This is a genomic window from Pseudomonas sp. MIL9 (assembly GCF_016887925.1).
GTDB lineage: Bacteria > Pseudomonadota > Gammaproteobacteria > Pseudomonadales > Pseudomonadaceae > Aquipseudomonas > Aquipseudomonas mohnii.
Genome location: NZ_JAFEHE010000001.1, coordinates 221,551 through 239,368 on the forward strand (window position 1 = coordinate 221,551; position 17,818 = coordinate 239,368).

The 17,818-nt window shown below is 60.0% G+C and carries 16 protein-coding genes, 1 tRNA gene and 1 pseudogene; 10 read left to right on the forward strand and 8 right to left on the reverse strand.

From position 1 onward, the window contains the following. The first annotated feature begins 27 nt into the window (after positions 1-27). The 3 genes from JQF37_RS01085 to JQF37_RS01095 all read left to right on the forward strand — a co-directional run bounded on the left by JQF37_RS01085 (position 28) and on the right by JQF37_RS01095 (position 3,214). Entirely contained in the window at positions 28-1,545 is a 1,518-nt protein-coding gene (locus tag JQF37_RS01085) for a CoA-acylating methylmalonate-semialdehyde dehydrogenase (RefSeq protein WP_130205272.1), read from the forward strand. Between the two features lie 106 nt (positions 1,546-1,651). Continuing rightward, entirely contained in the window at positions 1,652-2,701 is a 1,050-nt protein-coding gene (locus JQF37_RS01090) for a nitronate monooxygenase (protein WP_130205270.1), read from the forward strand. Between the two features lie 195 nt (positions 2,702-2,896). After that, on the forward strand, positions 2,897-3,214 hold the full coding sequence (locus tag JQF37_RS01095) for a hypothetical protein (RefSeq protein WP_130205268.1): 318 nt from the start codon (positions 2,897-2,899) through the stop codon (positions 3,212-3,214). A 77-nt stretch (positions 3,215-3,291) separates the two neighbouring features. On the opposite strand, the gene JQF37_RS01100 is transcribed toward JQF37_RS01095, so the two are convergent. The 4 genes from JQF37_RS01100 to JQF37_RS01115 form a co-directional block, all read right to left on the reverse strand. After that, positions 3,292-3,963, reverse strand: a complete 672-nt coding sequence (locus JQF37_RS01100; RefSeq protein ID WP_130205266.1) for a class I SAM-dependent methyltransferase — start codon at positions 3,961-3,963, stop codon at positions 3,292-3,294. A gap of 192 nt (positions 3,964-4,155) precedes the next feature. Next, entirely contained in the window at positions 4,156-4,677 is a 522-nt protein-coding gene (locus JQF37_RS01105; protein WP_047529870.1) for a cupin, read from the reverse strand. 232 nt (positions 4,678-4,909) lie between these two features. Then, a complete protein-coding gene (locus JQF37_RS01110; protein ID WP_130205264.1) occupies positions 4,910-6,769 on the reverse strand; it encodes an ABC transporter ATP-binding protein in 1,860 nt (619 codons plus the stop codon). Positions 6,770-7,088: 319 nt separating this feature from the next. Beyond that, on the reverse strand, positions 7,089-7,292 hold the full coding sequence (locus JQF37_RS01115) for a hypothetical protein (RefSeq protein WP_130205262.1): 204 nt from the start codon (positions 7,290-7,292) through the stop codon (positions 7,089-7,091). A 628-nt stretch (positions 7,293-7,920) separates the two neighbouring features. On the opposite strand from JQF37_RS01115, the pseudogene JQF37_RS01120 reads away from it, so the two are divergent. Continuing rightward, positions 7,921-8,123: pseudogene (locus tag JQF37_RS01120) on the forward strand (cell wall hydrolase); the annotation flags it as partial. Between the two features lie 309 nt (positions 8,124-8,432). Here JQF37_RS01120 and JQF37_RS01125 read toward each other — a convergent pair. After that, positions 8,433-8,520, reverse strand: a tRNA-Ser gene (locus JQF37_RS01125). Positions 8,521-8,643: 123 nt separating this feature from the next. On the opposite strand from JQF37_RS01125, the gene JQF37_RS01130 reads away from it, so the two are divergent. Beyond that, positions 8,644-9,315, forward strand: a complete 672-nt coding sequence (locus JQF37_RS01130; protein ID WP_130204109.1) for a Bax inhibitor-1/YccA family protein — start codon at positions 8,644-8,646, stop codon at positions 9,313-9,315. A gap of 68 nt (positions 9,316-9,383) precedes the next feature. On the opposite strand, the gene JQF37_RS01135 is transcribed toward JQF37_RS01130, so the two are convergent. Further along, the gene (locus tag JQF37_RS01135; RefSeq protein ID WP_008155029.1) at positions 9,384-9,821 is read right to left on the reverse strand and encodes an Lrp/AsnC family transcriptional regulator; all 438 of its coding nucleotides are present in this window, start codon (positions 9,819-9,821) and stop codon (positions 9,384-9,386) included. Between the two features lie 136 nt (positions 9,822-9,957). Here JQF37_RS01135 and JQF37_RS01140 point away from each other — a divergent pair, with 136 nt between their 5' ends. Further along, entirely contained in the window at positions 9,958-10,851 is an 894-nt protein-coding gene (locus tag JQF37_RS01140) for a DMT family transporter (RefSeq protein WP_130204108.1), read from the forward strand. 7 nt (positions 10,852-10,858) lie between these two features. Here the strand turns inward: JQF37_RS01140 and JQF37_RS01145 are convergent, their stop codons facing one another. Further along, positions 10,859-11,902: an FUSC family protein gene (locus JQF37_RS01145; protein WP_189340242.1), complete on the reverse strand. Its 1,044-nt coding sequence runs from the start codon at positions 11,900-11,902 to the stop codon at positions 10,859-10,861. 44 nt (positions 11,903-11,946) lie between these two features. Next, the gene (locus tag JQF37_RS01150) at positions 11,947-13,572 is read right to left on the reverse strand and encodes an NADP-dependent glyceraldehyde-3-phosphate dehydrogenase (RefSeq protein ID WP_130204106.1); all 1,626 of its coding nucleotides are present in this window, start codon (positions 13,570-13,572) and stop codon (positions 11,947-11,949) included. Between the two features lie 327 nt (positions 13,573-13,899). On the opposite strand from JQF37_RS01150, the gene JQF37_RS01155 reads away from it, so the two are divergent. The 4 genes from JQF37_RS01155 (at position 13,900) to JQF37_RS01170 (ending at position 17,703) form a co-directional block, all read left to right on the forward strand. Further along, a complete protein-coding gene (locus JQF37_RS01155; protein WP_130204105.1) occupies positions 13,900-14,787 on the forward strand; it encodes a Dyp-type peroxidase in 888 nt (295 codons plus the stop codon). A 164-nt stretch (positions 14,788-14,951) separates the two neighbouring features. Next, the gene (locus tag JQF37_RS01160; protein ID WP_090462367.1) at positions 14,952-15,704 is read left to right on the forward strand and encodes a GntR family transcriptional regulator; all 753 of its coding nucleotides are present in this window, start codon (positions 14,952-14,954) and stop codon (positions 15,702-15,704) included. Further along, positions 15,701-17,431: a fumarate reductase/succinate dehydrogenase flavoprotein subunit gene (locus tag JQF37_RS01165; RefSeq protein WP_130204104.1), complete on the forward strand. Its 1,731-nt coding sequence runs from the start codon at positions 15,701-15,703 to the stop codon at positions 17,429-17,431. The genes JQF37_RS01160 and JQF37_RS01165 overlap by 4 nt, the downstream gene beginning before the upstream one ends. 26 nt (positions 17,432-17,457) lie before the next feature. Continuing rightward, the gene (locus tag JQF37_RS01170) at positions 17,458-17,703 is read left to right on the forward strand and encodes a ferredoxin family protein (protein WP_008060065.1); all 246 of its coding nucleotides are present in this window, start codon (positions 17,458-17,460) and stop codon (positions 17,701-17,703) included. Positions 17,704-17,818: the final 115 nt, after the last annotated feature.

Below are 17,818 nucleotides of genomic sequence, written 5' to 3' on the forward strand. Positions count from 1 at the left end.
CTTATCCATCACCAGGGGACACCCGCCATGAGCAACCAGCCAGCAGAGATCGCCCACTACATTCACGGCCGCACGACGCCAGGTCATTCCGGTCGTACCCAGAACGTCACCAACCCCGCCACCGGTTCGGTCATCGGCAAGGTGGCCTTGGCCAATGCCTCGGAAGTCGACGCGGCGGTGCAGTCGGCAGCGGCTGCATTCCCGGCCTGGTCGGCAACGCCTGCGCTGCGCCGCGCCCGCATCCTGTTCAAGTTCCTGGCCTTGCTCAACGAGCACCGCGACACCCTGGCGCGGATGATTACCCGCGAGCACGGCAAAGTCTTCACCGACGCCCAGGGCGAAGTGACGCGTGGTATCGAAGTGGTCGAATTCGCCTGCGGTATTCCGCAGTTACTCAAGGGTGACTACACCGAGCAGGTCTCGACCAACATCGACAACTGGACCATGCGCCAGGCGCTGGGTGTGGTCGCCGGCATCACCCCGTTCAACTTCCCGGTGATGGTGCCGATGTGGATGTTCCCGGTGGCTATCGCCTGCGGCAACACCTTCGTGCTCAAGCCGAGTCCGATCGACCCTTCGCCCTCGCTGCTGATCGCCGAGCTGTTCAAGGAGGCTGGGTTGCCCGATGGCGTGTTCAACGTGGTGCAGGGCGATAAAGACGCGGTCGATGCACTGCTCGATCACCCGGATGTGAAGGCCGTGAGCTTTGTCGGATCGACGCCGATCGCCAACCACATCTACGAGACCGGTGCCCGCCACGGCAAGCGCGTACAGGCGCAGGGCGGGGCGAAGAACCACATGGTGGTGATGCCCGATGCCGATATCGACCAGGTGGTCGACGCACTGATGGGTGCGGCTTTCGGCTCCGCTGGCGAGCGTTGCATGGCGATTTCGGTAGCGGTGTTCGTCGGTGACGTTGCGGACAAGGTCATGCCGAAACTGGTGGAGCGAACCCGCACATTGAAAGTCCTCGAGGGCACGAACCTCGCGGCCGAGATGGGCCCGATTGTCTCGAAGGCGGCGCACCAGCGCATTACCGGATACATCGAGCAGGGTATCGAGGAAGGGGCCGAGTTACTGGTCGACGGTCGTGGCTTTGACGGCGCCCAGGCCGGTGCGAATTGCGCCGAAGGGTTCTGGCTCGGCGGCACGGTGTTCGACCATGTCACCGCCGACATGAAGATCTACCAGGAGGAGATCTTCGGCCCGGTGCTGGCCTGCATGCGCGTCAAGGACTTTGCTGAAGCGATCGATCTGGTCAATGCCCACGAATTCGGCAACGGCACCGCGTGCTACACCCGTGACGGCCACATTGCCCGTGAATTCGCCAGCCGCATTCAAGTCGGCATGGTCGGCATCAATGTGCCGATCCCCGTGCCCATGGCCTGGCACGGTTTCGGCGGCTGGAAGCGCTCGCTGTTCGGCGACACCCATGCCTATGGCGAAGAGGGGGTGCGCTTCTACACCAAGCAGAAATCGATCATGCAACGCTGGCCGAACAGCATCGCCAAAGGCGCCGAGTTCGCCATGCCGACCTCCAAGTAGATATTGAGTTTTTTGGGTTGGAGGGCGTGTAGGCGCGGGCTTGCACGCCGTCCGTTGTCCCGGGGGGGCGAACTCCTCGCTCCCGGTTTTTTCCAAGGTGTGCTTTATGTCCAATCCACTGTTGTCCCTGTTGAACATCGAACTGCCCATCGTCCAGTCGCCCATGGTCGGTGTCTCCACGCCCAGGCTCGCGGCAGCGGTATCGAATGCGGGCGGGCTGGGTTCGATTGGTATCGGGGCGAGCAGCGTCGAGCAGGCGCGCGTCATGTTGCGGGAAACCGCCGCACTGACGGATAAACCTTTCAATGTGAACCTGTTCTGCCATCGGCCTGCCGTGCATGACCCTGTTCGGGAGTCGCAGTGGCTGGATGTTCTTGCCCCTTTTTTTAGCGAATTCGATGCGCCCGCACCGACGGCGCTGCGTGAGATCTACACCTCGTTCGTCGAAGACCCGGACATGCTGCACATGTTGCTGGAAGAAAAACCGGCGGTGGTCAGCTTCCATTTCGGCTTGCCGCCGCAACCGGCCATCGACGCGCTCAAGGGCGCCGGCATCGTCCTGTTTTGTTCCGTCACCAGTCTGGCCGAAGCGCGGATGGCGGAGGGGGCTGGGGTAGATGCATTAGTGGCGCAAGGATACGAGGCGGGTGGCCATCGCGGTGTTTTCGACCCACGGCAGGACAGTGAAATGGGCACTTTGGCCCTGGTGCGGGTGCTGAGTGCCGGCTGCCGACTGCCGATCATCGCTGCCGGCGGCATCATGGACGGCGCAGGCATCAACGCGGTCATGCAACTGGGGGCCAGCGCCGCACAGTTGGGAACGGCATTTATTCTCTGTCCTGAATCCTGCGCCAATGGTGCCTATCGGGAGGCATTGAAAGGTCCGCGAGCGCATCAGACGCAAGTCACCAGCGTCATTTCGGGCCGTCCTGCAAGGGGCATGGTCAATCGCAACTTCACCTCACTGGCGACGGGGGCCGTGGCGCTGCCGGACTATCCGCTGACCTACGACGCCAACAAGGCACTCAATGCGGCGGCAAACGCCAGGGGTAACACGGACTTCGCCGTGCAATGGGCCGGGCAGGGCGCACCGCTGGCCCGGGAAATGCCCGCGGCGGCATTGGTGAAATGGCTGGCGGCGCAAATGCAGTCCTGAAGGGATGGTTTCAGCGTGTCCGGCCTGGTTTGCGACGCGGTTAGCGGTCGAATCGACACCCTGGTGCCTGCCGGTCCGTTGAACGCTGGGTAGAAAACCAAAAGCCCTGAATAATCAGGGCTTTTTTTCGTATTACGAATGATGGAGGAAATGAACGAAAGGCCAGTTCGAACCCTTTGACTGGCCGGTGCGCTGATGGCTCATTTGCTGCGTGCGGCCGCTCGGTTCTGTGCAGCGTATTTCGCAAGGTTGTTGGATTCTTCTTCAAGATACAAATCCGCCGGACTCGGCCCTCTCGCCGCAATCAGTTCTATTTCCGCGGATACCGCGATAAAGCGTCTGCCGGCCTGGGCGTTCGGGGATGAGTCAGCGGTTAGGGCGTTTCGTTTTGCGCCTGACATGGTGACGTCCTTGTATTTGTTTAAAAGTCATCAATACCGGCACGCAGCCACTATTTCAATCCTTTCATTTGGCTTAACTGAGACAATTTATGACAAGAAAGTAACCGATTGAAAAACGATCACGGGCTGGCCGCAGGGCCTATCGCATCAGGCTTTCACCAACCAGCGCACCCAAGCAAGGGTCGAGGCTCATCGCCGTGGTTCGGCCACCAGGAGCAACGACTGCGGTACAGGGCTTTGCGGGTGTTGCGGCTCCTGCAGATTGACCAGCTGAAACCCGGCCATGTCCAGCGCATTGAGCCAACTGCTCAAGGTCCGGAAGTACCACGGCATGGGTTGCCACTCACCCTTGAACCCGGCGAAGCGCTCTTCGCGCCAACCATCCTGATAGTCGCCAGCCGCCGCCGTCCAGGGATGCAGCGTCTGTATCACCAGCCCCCCGCCAGGGACGAGCAGGGCATTCATTGCGGCGAGCAAAGGAATGATGTCCTGATGGAGCAAGGCGAAGTTGGCGCAGATCAGATCGTATTGACTGCCGATGTTCACCGTCGCCTCTGCCAACTCTTCATAGGTTGCCAGATGTACCGGCGAAGAGCCGGCCGCCTGCGTTGCATCGACCAGCGTCGCATCGCCATCCACACCGACCGCGTTGATCGCCCGTTTTTCGAGTTCACGCAACAACCAGCCTTCGCCGCAGCCCAGGTCGAGCACGCGTTCGGGTTGGCGCCCCAGCACCGCGAGCAGGATGGCCTGGTCGGTGACGGCAAGGCGGCTTTCAATGGCGCCGGTGCGGATCGCTTCGATCCAGGCCTGGGCGTTGTGGTTCCAGCTTTGCAGGAGAGTGGATTGCGGGGCGGGCATTTTGTCGTCCGATGTGGGTGGTCGGGATGGCGTCGGCTTTGATGAAGCTCACCGTGTTTCTGACTTTCACCGTCACACGGCTTTCGGAGGTGTCACTCTGCACGAGGGCAACAACGCTCGGGCGCTCGCCAGTTGGCATTCCTTATTTATCTGTTGCCTTCCAGCAACCTATTGAGGCCTTTGGCATCCGGTTCACAACCAGTAGCGGTTTACCGCGCCATGGGGGCCTTGCACAGGGTCCTGGCCGGGAAAGGGTAGCTTGTCGATATTCGCCAACTGCGCAGGATTCGGCGCTTCGCGACAGATGTCAGCGTGCTGGCCCGGTGGGTACGCTCCAACCACCAGAAAATCATCGCTCGATTCGATGTTGCAGTGGCCGGTGCCGGCGGGTAACAGCAACACATCGCCGTCGCTGACTTCCAGCACCCGCCCGTCCGGGCCGCCAAGCATCAGGCGAGCGTAACCTCTGGCGATACCCAGCACTTCATGGCCCTGGGTGTGATAGTGATGATAGTCGTAAACCCCGTCACGCCATTGCGGCGGCCAGCCATGGGCGCTGAAGATTTGTTCGAACAAAGCCGCCGGATCTTTGCCTTTGGCGGCAATGGCCTTGATGTAAATCAGCACCCGCAGGCGAGGGTTGTTCGGAACCCAACCGTTGCGTTCGAGCAACAGGGTTTGCAAGGGGGCGTCGACAGCTTCTGACCTGATCATTCGAGATCCTCCGCGACCTGCCAGGCCGCTGATTAAAGTCACCGCTAACGAGTGACATCGGACGGTCTTCAATCGTTCAAGATTTAAGCAGCCAACCCCAAAAACCGGACAGGCAGTCGCCACGATTTGCGATGATCTCGTGAGACCGTGCCAATGGACCTTGTTGCCGCTGGGGATCTCTGCACGACTGGACTGCAGCTGTTCGCCGATCACCGCTCTCGACCGTTCACACTCATACCTGATCCATCGTCTCAACCACCCCCTCATCCTCACCCAGAAACCCACCGCTTTGATGCTGCCACAGTCGCGCATAGGTGCCGTTTCTTCCCAGCAGTTCGGCGTGGGTGCCTTGTTCGATGATGCGCCCCTCGTCCATGACAATGAGCCGATCCATGGCGGCGATCGTCGACAATCGATGGGCGATCGCTATGACGGTCTTGCCCTTCATCATTTCATCGAGGCTTTCCTGGATGGCGACTTCGACTTCGGAATCCAGGGCACTGGTGGCCTCGTCAAGTAACAGGATCGGGGCGTTCTTGAGCATCACCCGGGCGATGGCAATGCGTTGGCGCTGGCCGCCCGAAAGCTTGATGCCGCGCTCACCCACCAGGGTGTCATAGCCGGTACGGCCTTGCCGGTCGCTCAGTTGGCTGATGAAACCGTCGGCCTGGGCATTGGCTGCGGCGCTGCGGACCTGCGCGTCGGTCGCGTCCGGGCGGCCGTAGGCGATGTTGTCGTGAATGGAGCGGTGCAACAGAGAAGTGTCCTGAGTGACCATGCCGATAGCACTGCGCAGACTGTCTTGGGTCACCTGAGCGATGTTTTGACCGTCGATGCGAATCTCACCGCTGTCTACGTCATAGAATCGCAGCAGCAGATTGATCAGAGTGGATTTGCCGGCACCGGAACGGCCCACCAGGCCGATTTTTTCGCCCGGGCGGATGTTCAGGCTCAATCCGTCGAGCACTTGGCGTTCACCGTTGTAGTTGAAGCTCACGTTGTCAAAGGTCACCGCGCCGCCAGAGGGCACCAGCACGCCGGCGTTTGGCGCATCCTGCACCTTGGGGCCGCGGGTCAGGGTGGCCATGCCATCCTGCACGGTACCGATGTTTTCGAACAACGAAGCCATTTGCCACATGATCCAATGCGACATGCCATTGATACGCAACGCCATGGCAGTAATCGCCGCCACAGCCCCCGTGCCGACTTCGCCCTGGTGCCACAGCCACAGGGCATAGCCGCCTGCTCCGAGGATAAGCGCAACCACCAGTGCCTGATTGACGATCTCGAACTGGCTGACCAGGCGCATCTGGCGAAAACCGGTGTGTTTGAAATCCTCCATCGCCGCGCGCGCGAAGTGCGCTTCACGTTTGGAGTGCGAGAACAGTTTCACGGTGGTGATGTTGGTGTAGGCATCCGAAATACGCCCCGTCATCGACGATCGTGCATCGGCCTGTTCCTGCCCGACTTGGCCCAGGCGTGGCACAAAGTACAGCATGGCCAGCCCGAACAACGCGACCCAGGCAATGAAAGGCAGCATGAGTTTCAGGGCGAAGCCACCGGCCAGGGCGATGATCGCAATGAAGTAAACGCCGATGCCGGGTGCGATTTCGATGAGGGTGAACAGGACTTCGCGCACGGCCAGTGCAGTCTGCATCACCTTGGTCGTGACCCGGCCGGAGAACTCATCGGAAAAGAATGAAAGGCTTTGCCGCAACATCAGCCGATGGAAGTCCCAGCGCAGCCGCAGCGGCAGATTAATCGCCAAAATCTGGTGTTGCACCATGGTGCGAAGCGCCACCAGCCCAATGCTGATGAGCAATACGATTGCGATACCCCACAGAACTCGACGTTCTTGTCCGTTCACACCATCGCCGGCCTGCCAGGTCGAGAGCAGATCCACGACCTGCCCAAGAAAGGAAAACAACCAGGCTTCGTAGATCGACACACTGGCACTCAGAAAGGCAAGCGCAAGGATATAGCCACGGGCGCCTCGGGTGCAGGCCCACAGGAACGGCACCAGGCCGATAGGCGGTGGTGGTGCTTCGTCGGGGGGGAATGGGTCGAGTCTTCGTTCAAACACGCGAAGCATTGTTGTCTCCGAATTGATCAAATTGAGGGGATTCTGCCATTTAACGCTTGCTTTGAGGGTTTGCAGGTTAAGGGTATGTCGCCATCGAGGGTGGTGTTCCCGGGCAGACACGGCTTCAACTGCCGCTGGACTGAGAGATGCAAGAACGTCATCTGGATGCAACACGTCGAGAGCTGCGAGAAGACACCGGCTTGTTGATTTGAGAAGGGCGGTGGGCCGTTCGTGATGGTTTCAACGTGACGCCACGCATCGCCTCGCACAATCCTTCCTGATTTCACTTCGTCCGCATGACCCGCCAGCTGCCAGTTGATTTGCAACCTCAATGGAGAGTCTTGCGACTTTCACCAATCCTGATCCGATCGAGGGCCCGGTTTAATGCGTCCAGGGCATCGAGGAGGGCTTTCGCTTCAGCTTCCCGACTATCCCCCCACAGGCGTTCCGCCATTTTGTTCAGGGCTTGGATAGATCGTTCAATGTCTGAAGCAGTCACTGCTGTTTTGCTGTCCGTCTGCGTCTTCTTCATTGAGTGTCCATTTGCTGGGTAATGGAGTGAGTGCGCCATCCTGGTCAATCCTTAAGCCAGATCGGTTACAAGTTCTCGTCGCGTCAGCTCAGACCAGATGAGCATTCCACACCAGTATCACGTTCGCCTATGAAGGTCTCATCTGCCCTGATCGTTTGCGGTGGGTACCGCGCGCGAGCGCCGGATCTACACCTGACCCGTGCTGAATTTCGGAGACTCACCCGCAAGGAGGCAGACGCAGTGCTGTACAGGGGGGCGTGCGGAGGGTGTGGCGCGATGGCGAGCCTGACTGTTCCGGGCCGGCGTGCGAATTCGCGGCGCCAGGTTCGGGGTTTTCTTCGTCTGGAGATTGAAAAGGCAAAGCCCCGAGGTTGACCCTTCTGGGCTTCGAGCTTCCTCGAAGGGGGAGTACAAGCTTGCGAAGAATCCTACCAGCGAGCATCCAAAAAGCAAAACCCCGAAGTTTCGCGGGCTTCGGGGTTTCTATTTCCTCCTGTCGGGGCGTTGATTAGGAGGACTTGGCCGGCATGATATCCGCGTCCAGACCATGAATCACTACGACCATAGACTACAAATTTCCGCTATCCAGCCCGCCTTGAGCGGGCTTCTTTTCGCCTGGAGAAAAGTAATGACCGCAACTGAAAAAGACCGCGACATCCTCGCCCGCACACTTTGGGGGGGGCGGCTCGCGGCGAAAGCCTGGCCGGTCAAATCGCCGTCGCCTGGACGATCCGTAGTCGCGTGGACGACGGCAATGTCAGGTACTGGGGGGAGGGGTATGTCGGCGTATGCCGGGAGCCGTACCAGTTCAGCTGCCGGAACAAGAACGACCTGACCGCCATCAGCAACGCGGCTACTGCGCAGTTACGCAGGTGCGCATGGCACTAGAGAAACAACAGGCCGCCGAGATGGCCTGGGACGATATTGTTGGGCATCGCAAATCCTCGGTTTTGAGGTCAGCGTAGCACCGCGTTTCGTGAAGGATTTTTTACTGTCGGCAGGACGCCGGGGGAAGTGATAGAGCGGCTTAGTTCTGGAACGCGCCCATAAAAGTTATGGAACACATTCCGGTTCCCAGTATTTTTACCAAACCCCAGAAACGACAAAGCCCTGAATAATCAGGGCTTTGTCGTATAAAGATGGCGGAGGCGATGGGATTCGAACTCATGGACCTGTTACAGTCGACGGTTTTCAAGACCGTTGCCTTAAACCACTCGGCCACACCTCCGTTTGTGTTGCGGGCGCCATAATACCTGAATGAAACACACTGTCAAACTCTCTGCATAGCTTGTTACAGAGCGTCTGTTATGATCTTTGCGACTGAACGTTTCAAACCAACAGGAGTGTCGCCATGCGCGAACAGGATTACGCAGTTAATAACAGCTTGCAGGCTGAGCAGCTAGAGGTTAGCCGCGTCCTGCGCAACACATACGGCTTGCTTGCACTCACGCTCGCATTCAGCGGTGTGATGGCCTTCGTTGCCCAGCAGATGCGTGTCGGTTATCCAAACATTTTCGTGGTGCTGATCGGCTTCTACGGGCTTTTCTTCCTCACCAACAAACTCCGCGATTCCGCCTGGGGCCTGGTGTCGGCATTTGCCCTGACCGGTTTCATGGGCTTCCTGCTCGGCCCGATCCTCAACCGTTACCTGGGCATGCAGGGCGGCGCTGAAGTGGTCAGCTCGGCCTTCGCGATGACCGCACTGGTGTTTGGTGGCCTGTCGGCCTACGTGTTGATTACCCGCAAGGACATGAGCTTCCTCGGCGGTTTCATCACCGCCGGCTTCTTTGTGCTGCTGGGTGCAACGCTGGCGGGCATGTTCTTCAAGATCAGCGGTCTGCAACTGGCGATCAGCGCCGGTTTCGTGCTGTTCTCTTCGGTCTGCATTCTGTTCCAGACCAGCGCCATCATTCACGGCGGCGAGCGCAACTACATCATGGCGACCATCAGCCTGTATGTATCGATCTACAACCTGTTCATCAGCTTGTTGCAGCTGTTTGGCATCATGGGTCGCGATGATTGATCGCCAGCCTTGAGTAAAAAACCCGCTTCGGCGGGTTTTTTCTTGCCTGTTATTTTCCCGAAAAACCACTAGGCCATTGGCGGCAACCGGCGTTTGACCGGGGTTTTCTTGACGATTGCCGTATTGGTTTCGGCGTGGGTATTGAGCCGGTCAAGCAGGGTGTCCAGCTGTTCCATCGAACGTACATGCAGGCGCGCGATGAAGCAGTCGTCGCCGGTGACCTTGTCGCATTCGGTGAATTCGGGGATGGCCTGTATCTGCCGTTCGACTTCCTGCAACTGGCCCGGCAGCGGGCGAATACGCACGATCGCCTGAAGCTGGTAACCAAAGCATTTCGGGTCGATTTCGACGGTATAACCCTTGAGCACGCCACGCTCTTCGAGTCGACGCAGGCGCTCGGCGACGCTGGGCGATGACAGGCCGCTGATCTGCGCCAGGGCCTTGAGCGAGCGTCGTGAATCTTCCATCAGCGCCGTGATCAACACTTGGTCGATGTCATCGGTCATGGTGCAATCCTCGATTAGGCATCTCTTTAAAATCACCTTTATAAAAAAGGAAGAAATCCAGTTTAGCCTGATTTATGCGCTGGAGAACCTCCCGGTGGACTGGGCATAATTTTGGCTCAAACACAGGAGTCTGATGATGGACAAAACAATACGTCGCGGCTCGTTCGAAATGACCGCCGCCATGCTGATCTCCGGGACCATCGGCTGGTTTGTGCTGGTGTCCGGGCAACCGGTACTGGATGTGGTGTTCTGGCGCTGCCTGTTCGGTGCCGGCACCTTGTTGCTGATTTGCGCCGCATTCGGTTTCCTGCGCCCCGGTATCCTGACCCGCACCACCTTCCTGCTGGCCGTGCTCAGCGGCGTGGCAATTGTCGGCAACTGGGTACTGTTGTTCGCCTCCTATTCCCGCGCTTCGATTGCCATTGGCACCGCTGTCTATAACGTGCAGCCGTTCATGCTGGTGGGCTTGGCCGCGCTGTTCCTCAACGAGAAGATCACCCTGCAGAAGATGGCCTGGCTGGGCGTTTCGTTTCTCGGGATGCTGGCGATTGTCAGTGCCCATGGCGGGCAGGGCGAGAGCGGTAACGAGTACCTGATCGGCATTGTTCTGGCGCTGGGTGCTGCATTTCTTTATGCGATTGCCGCGTTGATCATCAAACGCCTGACCGGCACGCCGCCGCATCTGATCGCACTGATTCAAGTCAGCACCGGGGTGCTCCTGCTGGCGCCGTTCGCGCACTTTTCGGCGCTGCCGCAGGCACCGAGTGCCTGGGCCAGCCTGGTCACCCTGGGCATCGTGCACACTGGCGTGATGTATGTACTGCTATACGGCGCGATCCAGAAACTGCCCACCGCACTGACCGGCGCGCTGTCATTCATCTATCCGATCGCGGCGATCTTTGTCGACTGGTTTGCCTTCGGTCATCGCCTGGAACCCCTGCAATGGATCGGCGTGGCCGCGATTCTGCTGGCGGCGGCGGGGATGCAACAGGGCTGGGGCCTGAAGTTGCGCCGCACGGTTGCACAGTGATCAGGCGTCAGATGTTCCAGCGCGGCGCAGTAGTCGCCAGGCGCTGGCGCATCTCGCCGATGTTGGCCGCCAACTGCCGGACCAGCAAACGATAACCGTCCAGCGAGCTATAGACCGGTGTGTCCAGGCTTGAATCCGGCAGCCCTTCAACAGGCCGGTTGAGCCGCTGGGACACGCCGGACTTCAGTGCCCGGGCCATGCCGATCAATTGCACGCGAATCAGTCGATGTTCCGCCTTCAGCGCCGATTGCAGATGGGCCATGGCGTCCGGGTCACTGGCATCCGGCCGGATGTTGCCAAGAATCTCCAGTGTGCTGACGCACATGCGCAAGTGACGCTGGATGGCATCGAGTTCGGTCATGGAAATCTTCACTTCCTTGGACACCGAGGGCATCAGTGAGCGCAACTGCACCATCACCGTGTTCAGGCGCCCCATGAGCTTGAGATGTTCGTCCGCCGTGACGGGTTCACCGTGGGTGATGCGTCCGTAGATCGTCGCGCAATCACGCAAGGCATCGGCCAGGTTGTAGCGCCAGGAATAGACCGCGTAGAGCGGCAGGGCGAAGGAAAACGCCAGGGCCAGGGCGATACCGATGAGGATATCGACCCCGCGCCACAGTCCATCGGAAACCGGATTGTCACCATGACCGGCGACGATGAACACGGTAATCGCGGCCAGCAGGGCCGTATAACCGCCCTTGCCGATGGCGTGGTACGAGAAAAAACCGCAAATCACCGCCATGGCGAAATAGGTCAGCCACGGCATGCCAAGCCACGCCTGTTGCACCACCAAGGCCAGGCCGATCGTCGCCCCGACCAGGGTGCCGATGGCCCGCTCGGCGGATTTTTTGCCGATGTTGCCGTGGTGTTGCAAGCCGCCGATCACCACCAGCATCGTCACCGACGCCCACTCGCCGTGGGGCAGGTGGATGCCGGTGGTCAGCAGGATCGACGCCAGCAACCCCAGTGATACCCGAACGGCGTGGATGACCCTGGCATGACGATAGCGCCGGTACGGGTCCAGCAGCGGACGCAGTAAACGGCGCAGCAGTGGTGGCAGTTGAAGGGTTCTGGACTGGCTCAGGTCGGCACTCCTCAGAAAATGTAATCGGTGGTCAGGAAGCTTGAACTGCGGCCGCTGATGATCTCGCTGATCAGTTCCTTGTTGCTCTCATGGAATTTGGTCGCGACCAGCGTCCGGATCGAAAACACCCGCAGGGCGTCATGCACCGACAAAGTGCCCTCGGCCGAGTTCTTGCGGCCGTTGAAAGGGTAGGTGTCGGGGCCGCGCTGGCATTGGGCGTTGAGGTTGATGCGTCCGACCTGGTTGGCAAAGGTGTCCACCAGCCGCCCGACCGCCACCGGGTTGGTGCCGAAGATGCTCAACTGCTGGCCGAAGTCCGACTCCAGGACGTAATCGATCACCGTATCCAGGTGCCGGTACGGCACGATAGGTACAACCGGGCCGAACTGCTCTTCCTGATAGACGCGCATTTGCGGCGTCACCGGGTACAGCAGCGCGGGATAGAAGAACGACGCGCGTGACTGGCCACCATGGGGGTTGACCACCATCGCCCCCTTGTCGAGCGCATCCGCCACCAGTGCATGCAGGTAGGCGACCTTGCCCGACTCCGGCAACGGCGTCAGGGCAACGCCGCTTTCCCAAGGCATGCCGGGTTTAAGCGTGGCGAGCCTGGCGTTGAATTTCTCGATGAAGCGTTCGACGACGTCTTCGTGGACAAAGAGAATTTTCAGCGCCGTGCAGCGCTGGCCATTGAACGACAGGGACCCGGTGACCGCTTCATTGACCGCATTGTCCAGATCCACTTCCGGCAGGACGATGCCGGGATTCTTCGCATCCAGGCCCAGCGCCGCGCGCAAACGGTGGGGTTTTGGATGGAGCTTTTTCAGGTCACTGGCGGCTTTATTGGTGCCGATGAACGCAAAGATATCGATCTTGCCACTGGCCATCAGGGCGCTGACGGTCTCGCGACCACTGCCGTAAATGACGTTGATCACCCCGGCCGGAAAGCTGTCGCGGAAGGCTTCCAGCAATGGGCGAATCAGCAGCACACCGAGTTTGGCCGGTTTGAACACCACGGTGTTGCCCATGATCAGCGCCGGGATCAGCGTGGTGAAGGTTTCGTTCAGCGGGTAGTTGTAAGGGCCCATGCACAAGGCCACGCCCATCGGAACGCGGCGGATCTGGCCGAGGGTGTCCTGCTCCAGTTCGAAGCGGCTGGAGCGACGATCGAGCTCCTTGAGGGCATTGATGGTGTCGACGATGTAATCGCAGGTGCGGTCGAACTCTTTCTCCGAGTCCTTGAGGTTTTTGCCGATTTCCCACATCAGCAACTTGACCACCGCCTCGCGCTGTTCACGCATGCGGGCGAGGAAGGATTCGACGTGCTGGATGCGCTCGGCCACGCGCAGGGTCGGCCACAAGCCCTGGCCTCGGTCATAAGCGCGGACGGCGGCGTCGAGGGCGGTCAAGGCGGTCTCGGCATCGAGCAATGGCGTGCTGCCGAGGATGACTTGTTCATCGCCATTCGGGCCACTGAAATACACCGGGCTGCGGACCTGGGCGAGGGGGCCGGGCCAGGTTTTCAATACGCCGTCGACCAGGTATTCACGTTGTTCGGTCGGGCTGTCGAGGCGGTATTTTTCCGGGATGCTGCCGGCCTCGGGAAACAGATTGCCAAGGATGTTCGCTGTGGTCATGTCGCTACCCCGTATCAGATGTTGGCGAGCCCCGGCCACGGTAGGCGCGGGCTCGCTCGCGAAGGTCGTGAACGATAACGCGTAAAGTCAGACGCCCCGCGGTGGTTTTGGGTTTTTCGCGAGCGAACTCGCTCCTACATTCAACGTTCAATGCCCCGGATTTTGAGTCGATCGCGCGGCGACAGGCAGAGTAGAGGGGTTGAGGGTCTGGATATTGTGTCTCTAGCGTAGACCGCTTTGCGCAGTTCTTGTACATGGACATTGACCTGAGCACACACAAGGGCCGGTGCTGCGGTTAAACTTCGCGCTCTTTCATAAGGAGTTCATATGAGTCATTACCAGCCGGGCATTCTCGCCACCCCTGTTCCGCCTCAAGCTCGTCATATGTTCTTCGCCCTCGAATCCGCCGCTGCGCTGCCGGCGGCGCTCGACAATTTGATGCAACTGGTGGACGGCCAGTCGGCCGTGGTCGGCTTCGGTGAGTCCCTGGTCAAGGCCCTGAACGGCAACATTGAAGGGCTGCGGGTGTTCCCGGCGCTGACGGGCGTAGGCGTTGACAACCCGTCGACCCAACACGCGCTGTGGTGCTGGTTGCATGGCGTCGACCGTGGTGAGCTGCTCAATCGCAGCAACGCCCTTGAAGCGGCCTTGGCGCCGGCCTTGCGCCTGGTGCAGATGACCGAAGGCTTCCGCCATCGCGACGGCCATGACCTGACCGGCTACGAAGACGGCACCGAAAACCCCCGGGACGAGGCCGCTGCGGCTGCCGCGCTGGTGGCTGAAGGCGTTGACGGCACGGTCGGTGGCAGCTTTGCCGCGATCCAGCAATGGCAGCACGATTTGAAGGGCTTCCACGCGCTGCCTTCCCATGAAACCGACCACATCATGGGCCGACGCCTGAGCGACAACGAAGAACTCGATGACGCGCCGATCTCCGCCCACGTCAAGCGCACTGCCCAGGAAAGCTTCGCTCCCGAGGCGTTCATCATCCGTCGCTCGATGCCGTGGATCGAGGGCGACCGCGCTGGCCTGATGTTCCTCGCCTTCGGTTTTTCCCTGGACGCCTTTGAAGTCCAGCTGCGGCGCATGAGCGGCCTGGAAGACGGCATTACCGACGGTTTGTACCGCATCAGCCGGCCGATTACCGGCGGCTATTACTGGTGCCCGCCGCTCAAGGACGGTCGACTGGACCTGCGTGCACTGCGTATCGACTGACAGACCACGAGCTGGCTTTTGTAGCGAGGGAGCTTGCTCCCTCGCCACAGGTGTTTCAGCGCACGATTGATCGTGCGCTCTAACATTATTCCCAAACAGTATTTCTCAGCCCTCTCTTTAGAACCCTAAGATCACGTCATAACTCGTTATGACAAGTGATCTTCATGACCGATAACGTTCTATCCCTCACTAGCGTTCCCTTGCACACCCAGCTGCGGGATGTATTGCGCGCCCGCATCCTCGATGGCCAGTACCCGCAAGACAGCCAGATGCCTTCGGAAAGCGAGCTCGGCGCGCTGTTCAAGGTCAGCCGCATCACCGTGCGCCAGGCCCTCGGTGACCTGCAAAAGGAAGGGCTGATTTTCAAGATCCACGGCAAGGGCACCTTCGTCGCCAAACCCAAGACCTTCCAGAACGTCAGCACCCTGCAAGGCCTGGCCGAGTCCATGACCGGTCGCGGCTACGAGGTGATCAACCGCCTGCGCAGTTTCAAGTTCATTGCCGCCGACAAACTGGTGGCCGAGCGTTTGCAGGTCGCCGAGGGTGAAACCGTGGCGCAGATCAAACGGGTGCGGTTGATCAATCGCGAGCCGATTTCGCTGGAAATCACCTACCTGCCCAAAGCCATCGGCGAGCGCCTGGAGAAGGCAGACCTGGTCACCCGCGACATCTTCCTGATCCTCGAAAACGACTGCGGCCTGGCCCTCGGTCACGCCGATCTGGCCATCGATGCGGTGCTGGCCGACAGCGATCTGACCCAGGCGCTGAACGTCGAACCCGGCTCGCCGATCATGCGCATCGAGCGTCTGACCCACGACGCTGAAGGCCGGCCTCTGGACTTCGAACACCTTTACTACCGAGGCGACGCGTTCCAGTACCGCCTGCGGATTGACCGGCAAAAAGGGGAGCAGGCATGAGCCGAAATACGTTGGAGCAGGAATACGACATCGTGGTGATCGGCGGTGGCACCGCCGGGCCCATGGCGGCGATCAAGGCCAAGGAACGCAACCGTGAGCTGCGGGTGCTGTTGATCGACAAGGCCAACGTCAAGCGCAGCGGCGCGATCAGCATGGGCATGGACGGCCTGAACAACGCGATCATCCCCGGCCACTCGACGCCAGAGCAGTACACCAAGGAAATCACCATCGCCAACGACGGCATCGTCAACCAGGCGGCGGTCTATGCCTATGCGACCCACAGCTTCGAAACTATCGAGCAACTGGACCGCTGGGGCGTGAAGTTCGAAAAGGACGAAACCGGCGACTACGCGGTGAAAAAGGTCCACCACATGGGCGCCTACGTGCTGCCGATGCCTGAAGGGCATGACATCAAGAAAGTGCTGTATCGCCAGTTGAAGCGGGCGCGGGTGAGCATCACCAATCGCCTGGTCTGTACCCGTTTGCTCAAGGACGAAGAGGGCGCGGTCAACGGTGTGATGGGCTTCGATTGCCGCACGGCCGACTTCCATGTGATCAAGGCCAAGGCGGTGATCCTCGCGTGCGGCGCCGCCGGGCGTTTGGGCCTGCCGTCCTCGGGCTACCTGATGGGCACTTACGAAAACCCGACCAATGCCGGCGACGGCTACGCCATGGCCTATCACGCCGGGGCCGAACTGGCGAACCTGGAATGCTTCCAGATCAATCCGCTGATCAAGGACTACAACGGCCCGGCCTGCGCTTATGTCACCGGTCCGCTGGGTGGCTACACCGCCAACAACAAGGGCGAACGCTTCATCGAGTGCGACTACTGGAGCGGGCAGATGATGTGGGAGTTCCACCAGGAACTGGAAAGCGGCAATGGCCCGGTGTTCCTTAAGCTCGATCACCTGGCCGAGGAAACCATCCAGAACATCGAAGAGATCCTGCACAGCAACGAGCGCCCGAGTCGCGGCCAGTTCCACGCCAATCGCGGCACCGACTACCGCACGCAGATGGTCGAGATGCACATCTCCGAGATCGGTTTTTGCAGCGGGCATTCGGCGTCGGGCGTCTGGGTCAACGAACGAGCCGAAACCTCGGTCAAGGGGTTGTACTCGGCGGGGGACATGGCAGCAGTGCCGCACAACTACATGCTCGGCGCGTTCACTTACGGCTGGTTTGCCGGGACCAATGCGGCGGATTTCGTCGCCGGGCGTGAGTTTTCGGCGCTCGATGCCGCGCAGATCGAAACCGAGAAACAACGGGTCTACGCGCCACTGGACCGCGAACACGGCCTGCCACCGGCCCAGGTCGAGTACAAATTACGGCGCTTCGTCAACGACTACCTGCAACCGCCGAAAGTGACCAAGAAAATGCAAATCGGCCTGCAGCGCTTCGGCGATATCCAGCGCGACCTCGATCAGATCAAGGCCCGCAACGCCCACGAACTGATGCGAGCCATGGAAGTCAGCATGATCCGCGACTGCGCCGAGATGGCCGCCCGGGCCTCGTTGTTCCGCGCTGAAAGTCGCTGGGGGCTTTACCACTATCGGGTCGACCACCCGCAACGCAACGACAACGACTGGTTCTGCCATTGCCACCTGAAGAAAGATGAAAACGGCCTGATGACCAGTTTCAAAAAAGCCGTCGAGCCTTACATCATCCCGCTCGACGCCGATGAAATGCAGGCCTACGACCGGTTGCGAGTCGGTGCCGACGCGGCTTGATGCCGTCAACAAAAGAGAGACCGAACATGGCCTATCAACCCCAGGAAATCTTCTTCCGCTCCAACGCGCCGGTCACCGTCGACGAGGACCTGTGCATCGCCCACAAAGGCTGCACCGTGTGCGTCGACGTTTGCCCAATGGACTTGCTGGCCATCAACCCGGCCACGCAAAAGGCCTACATGGCCTTCGATGAGTGCTGGTACTGCATGCCCTGTGAGAAGGATTGCCCGACCGGGGCAGTGAAAGTGGACATCCCTTATCTGTTGCGCTGAATGACAGGACGCCATCGCGAGCAAGCTCGCTCCCACAGTGTCTCTGTCGACCACAGGTCTTGGTTGTACCCACGAAACTTGTGGGAGCGAGCTTGCTCGCGATGAGGCCGGTACA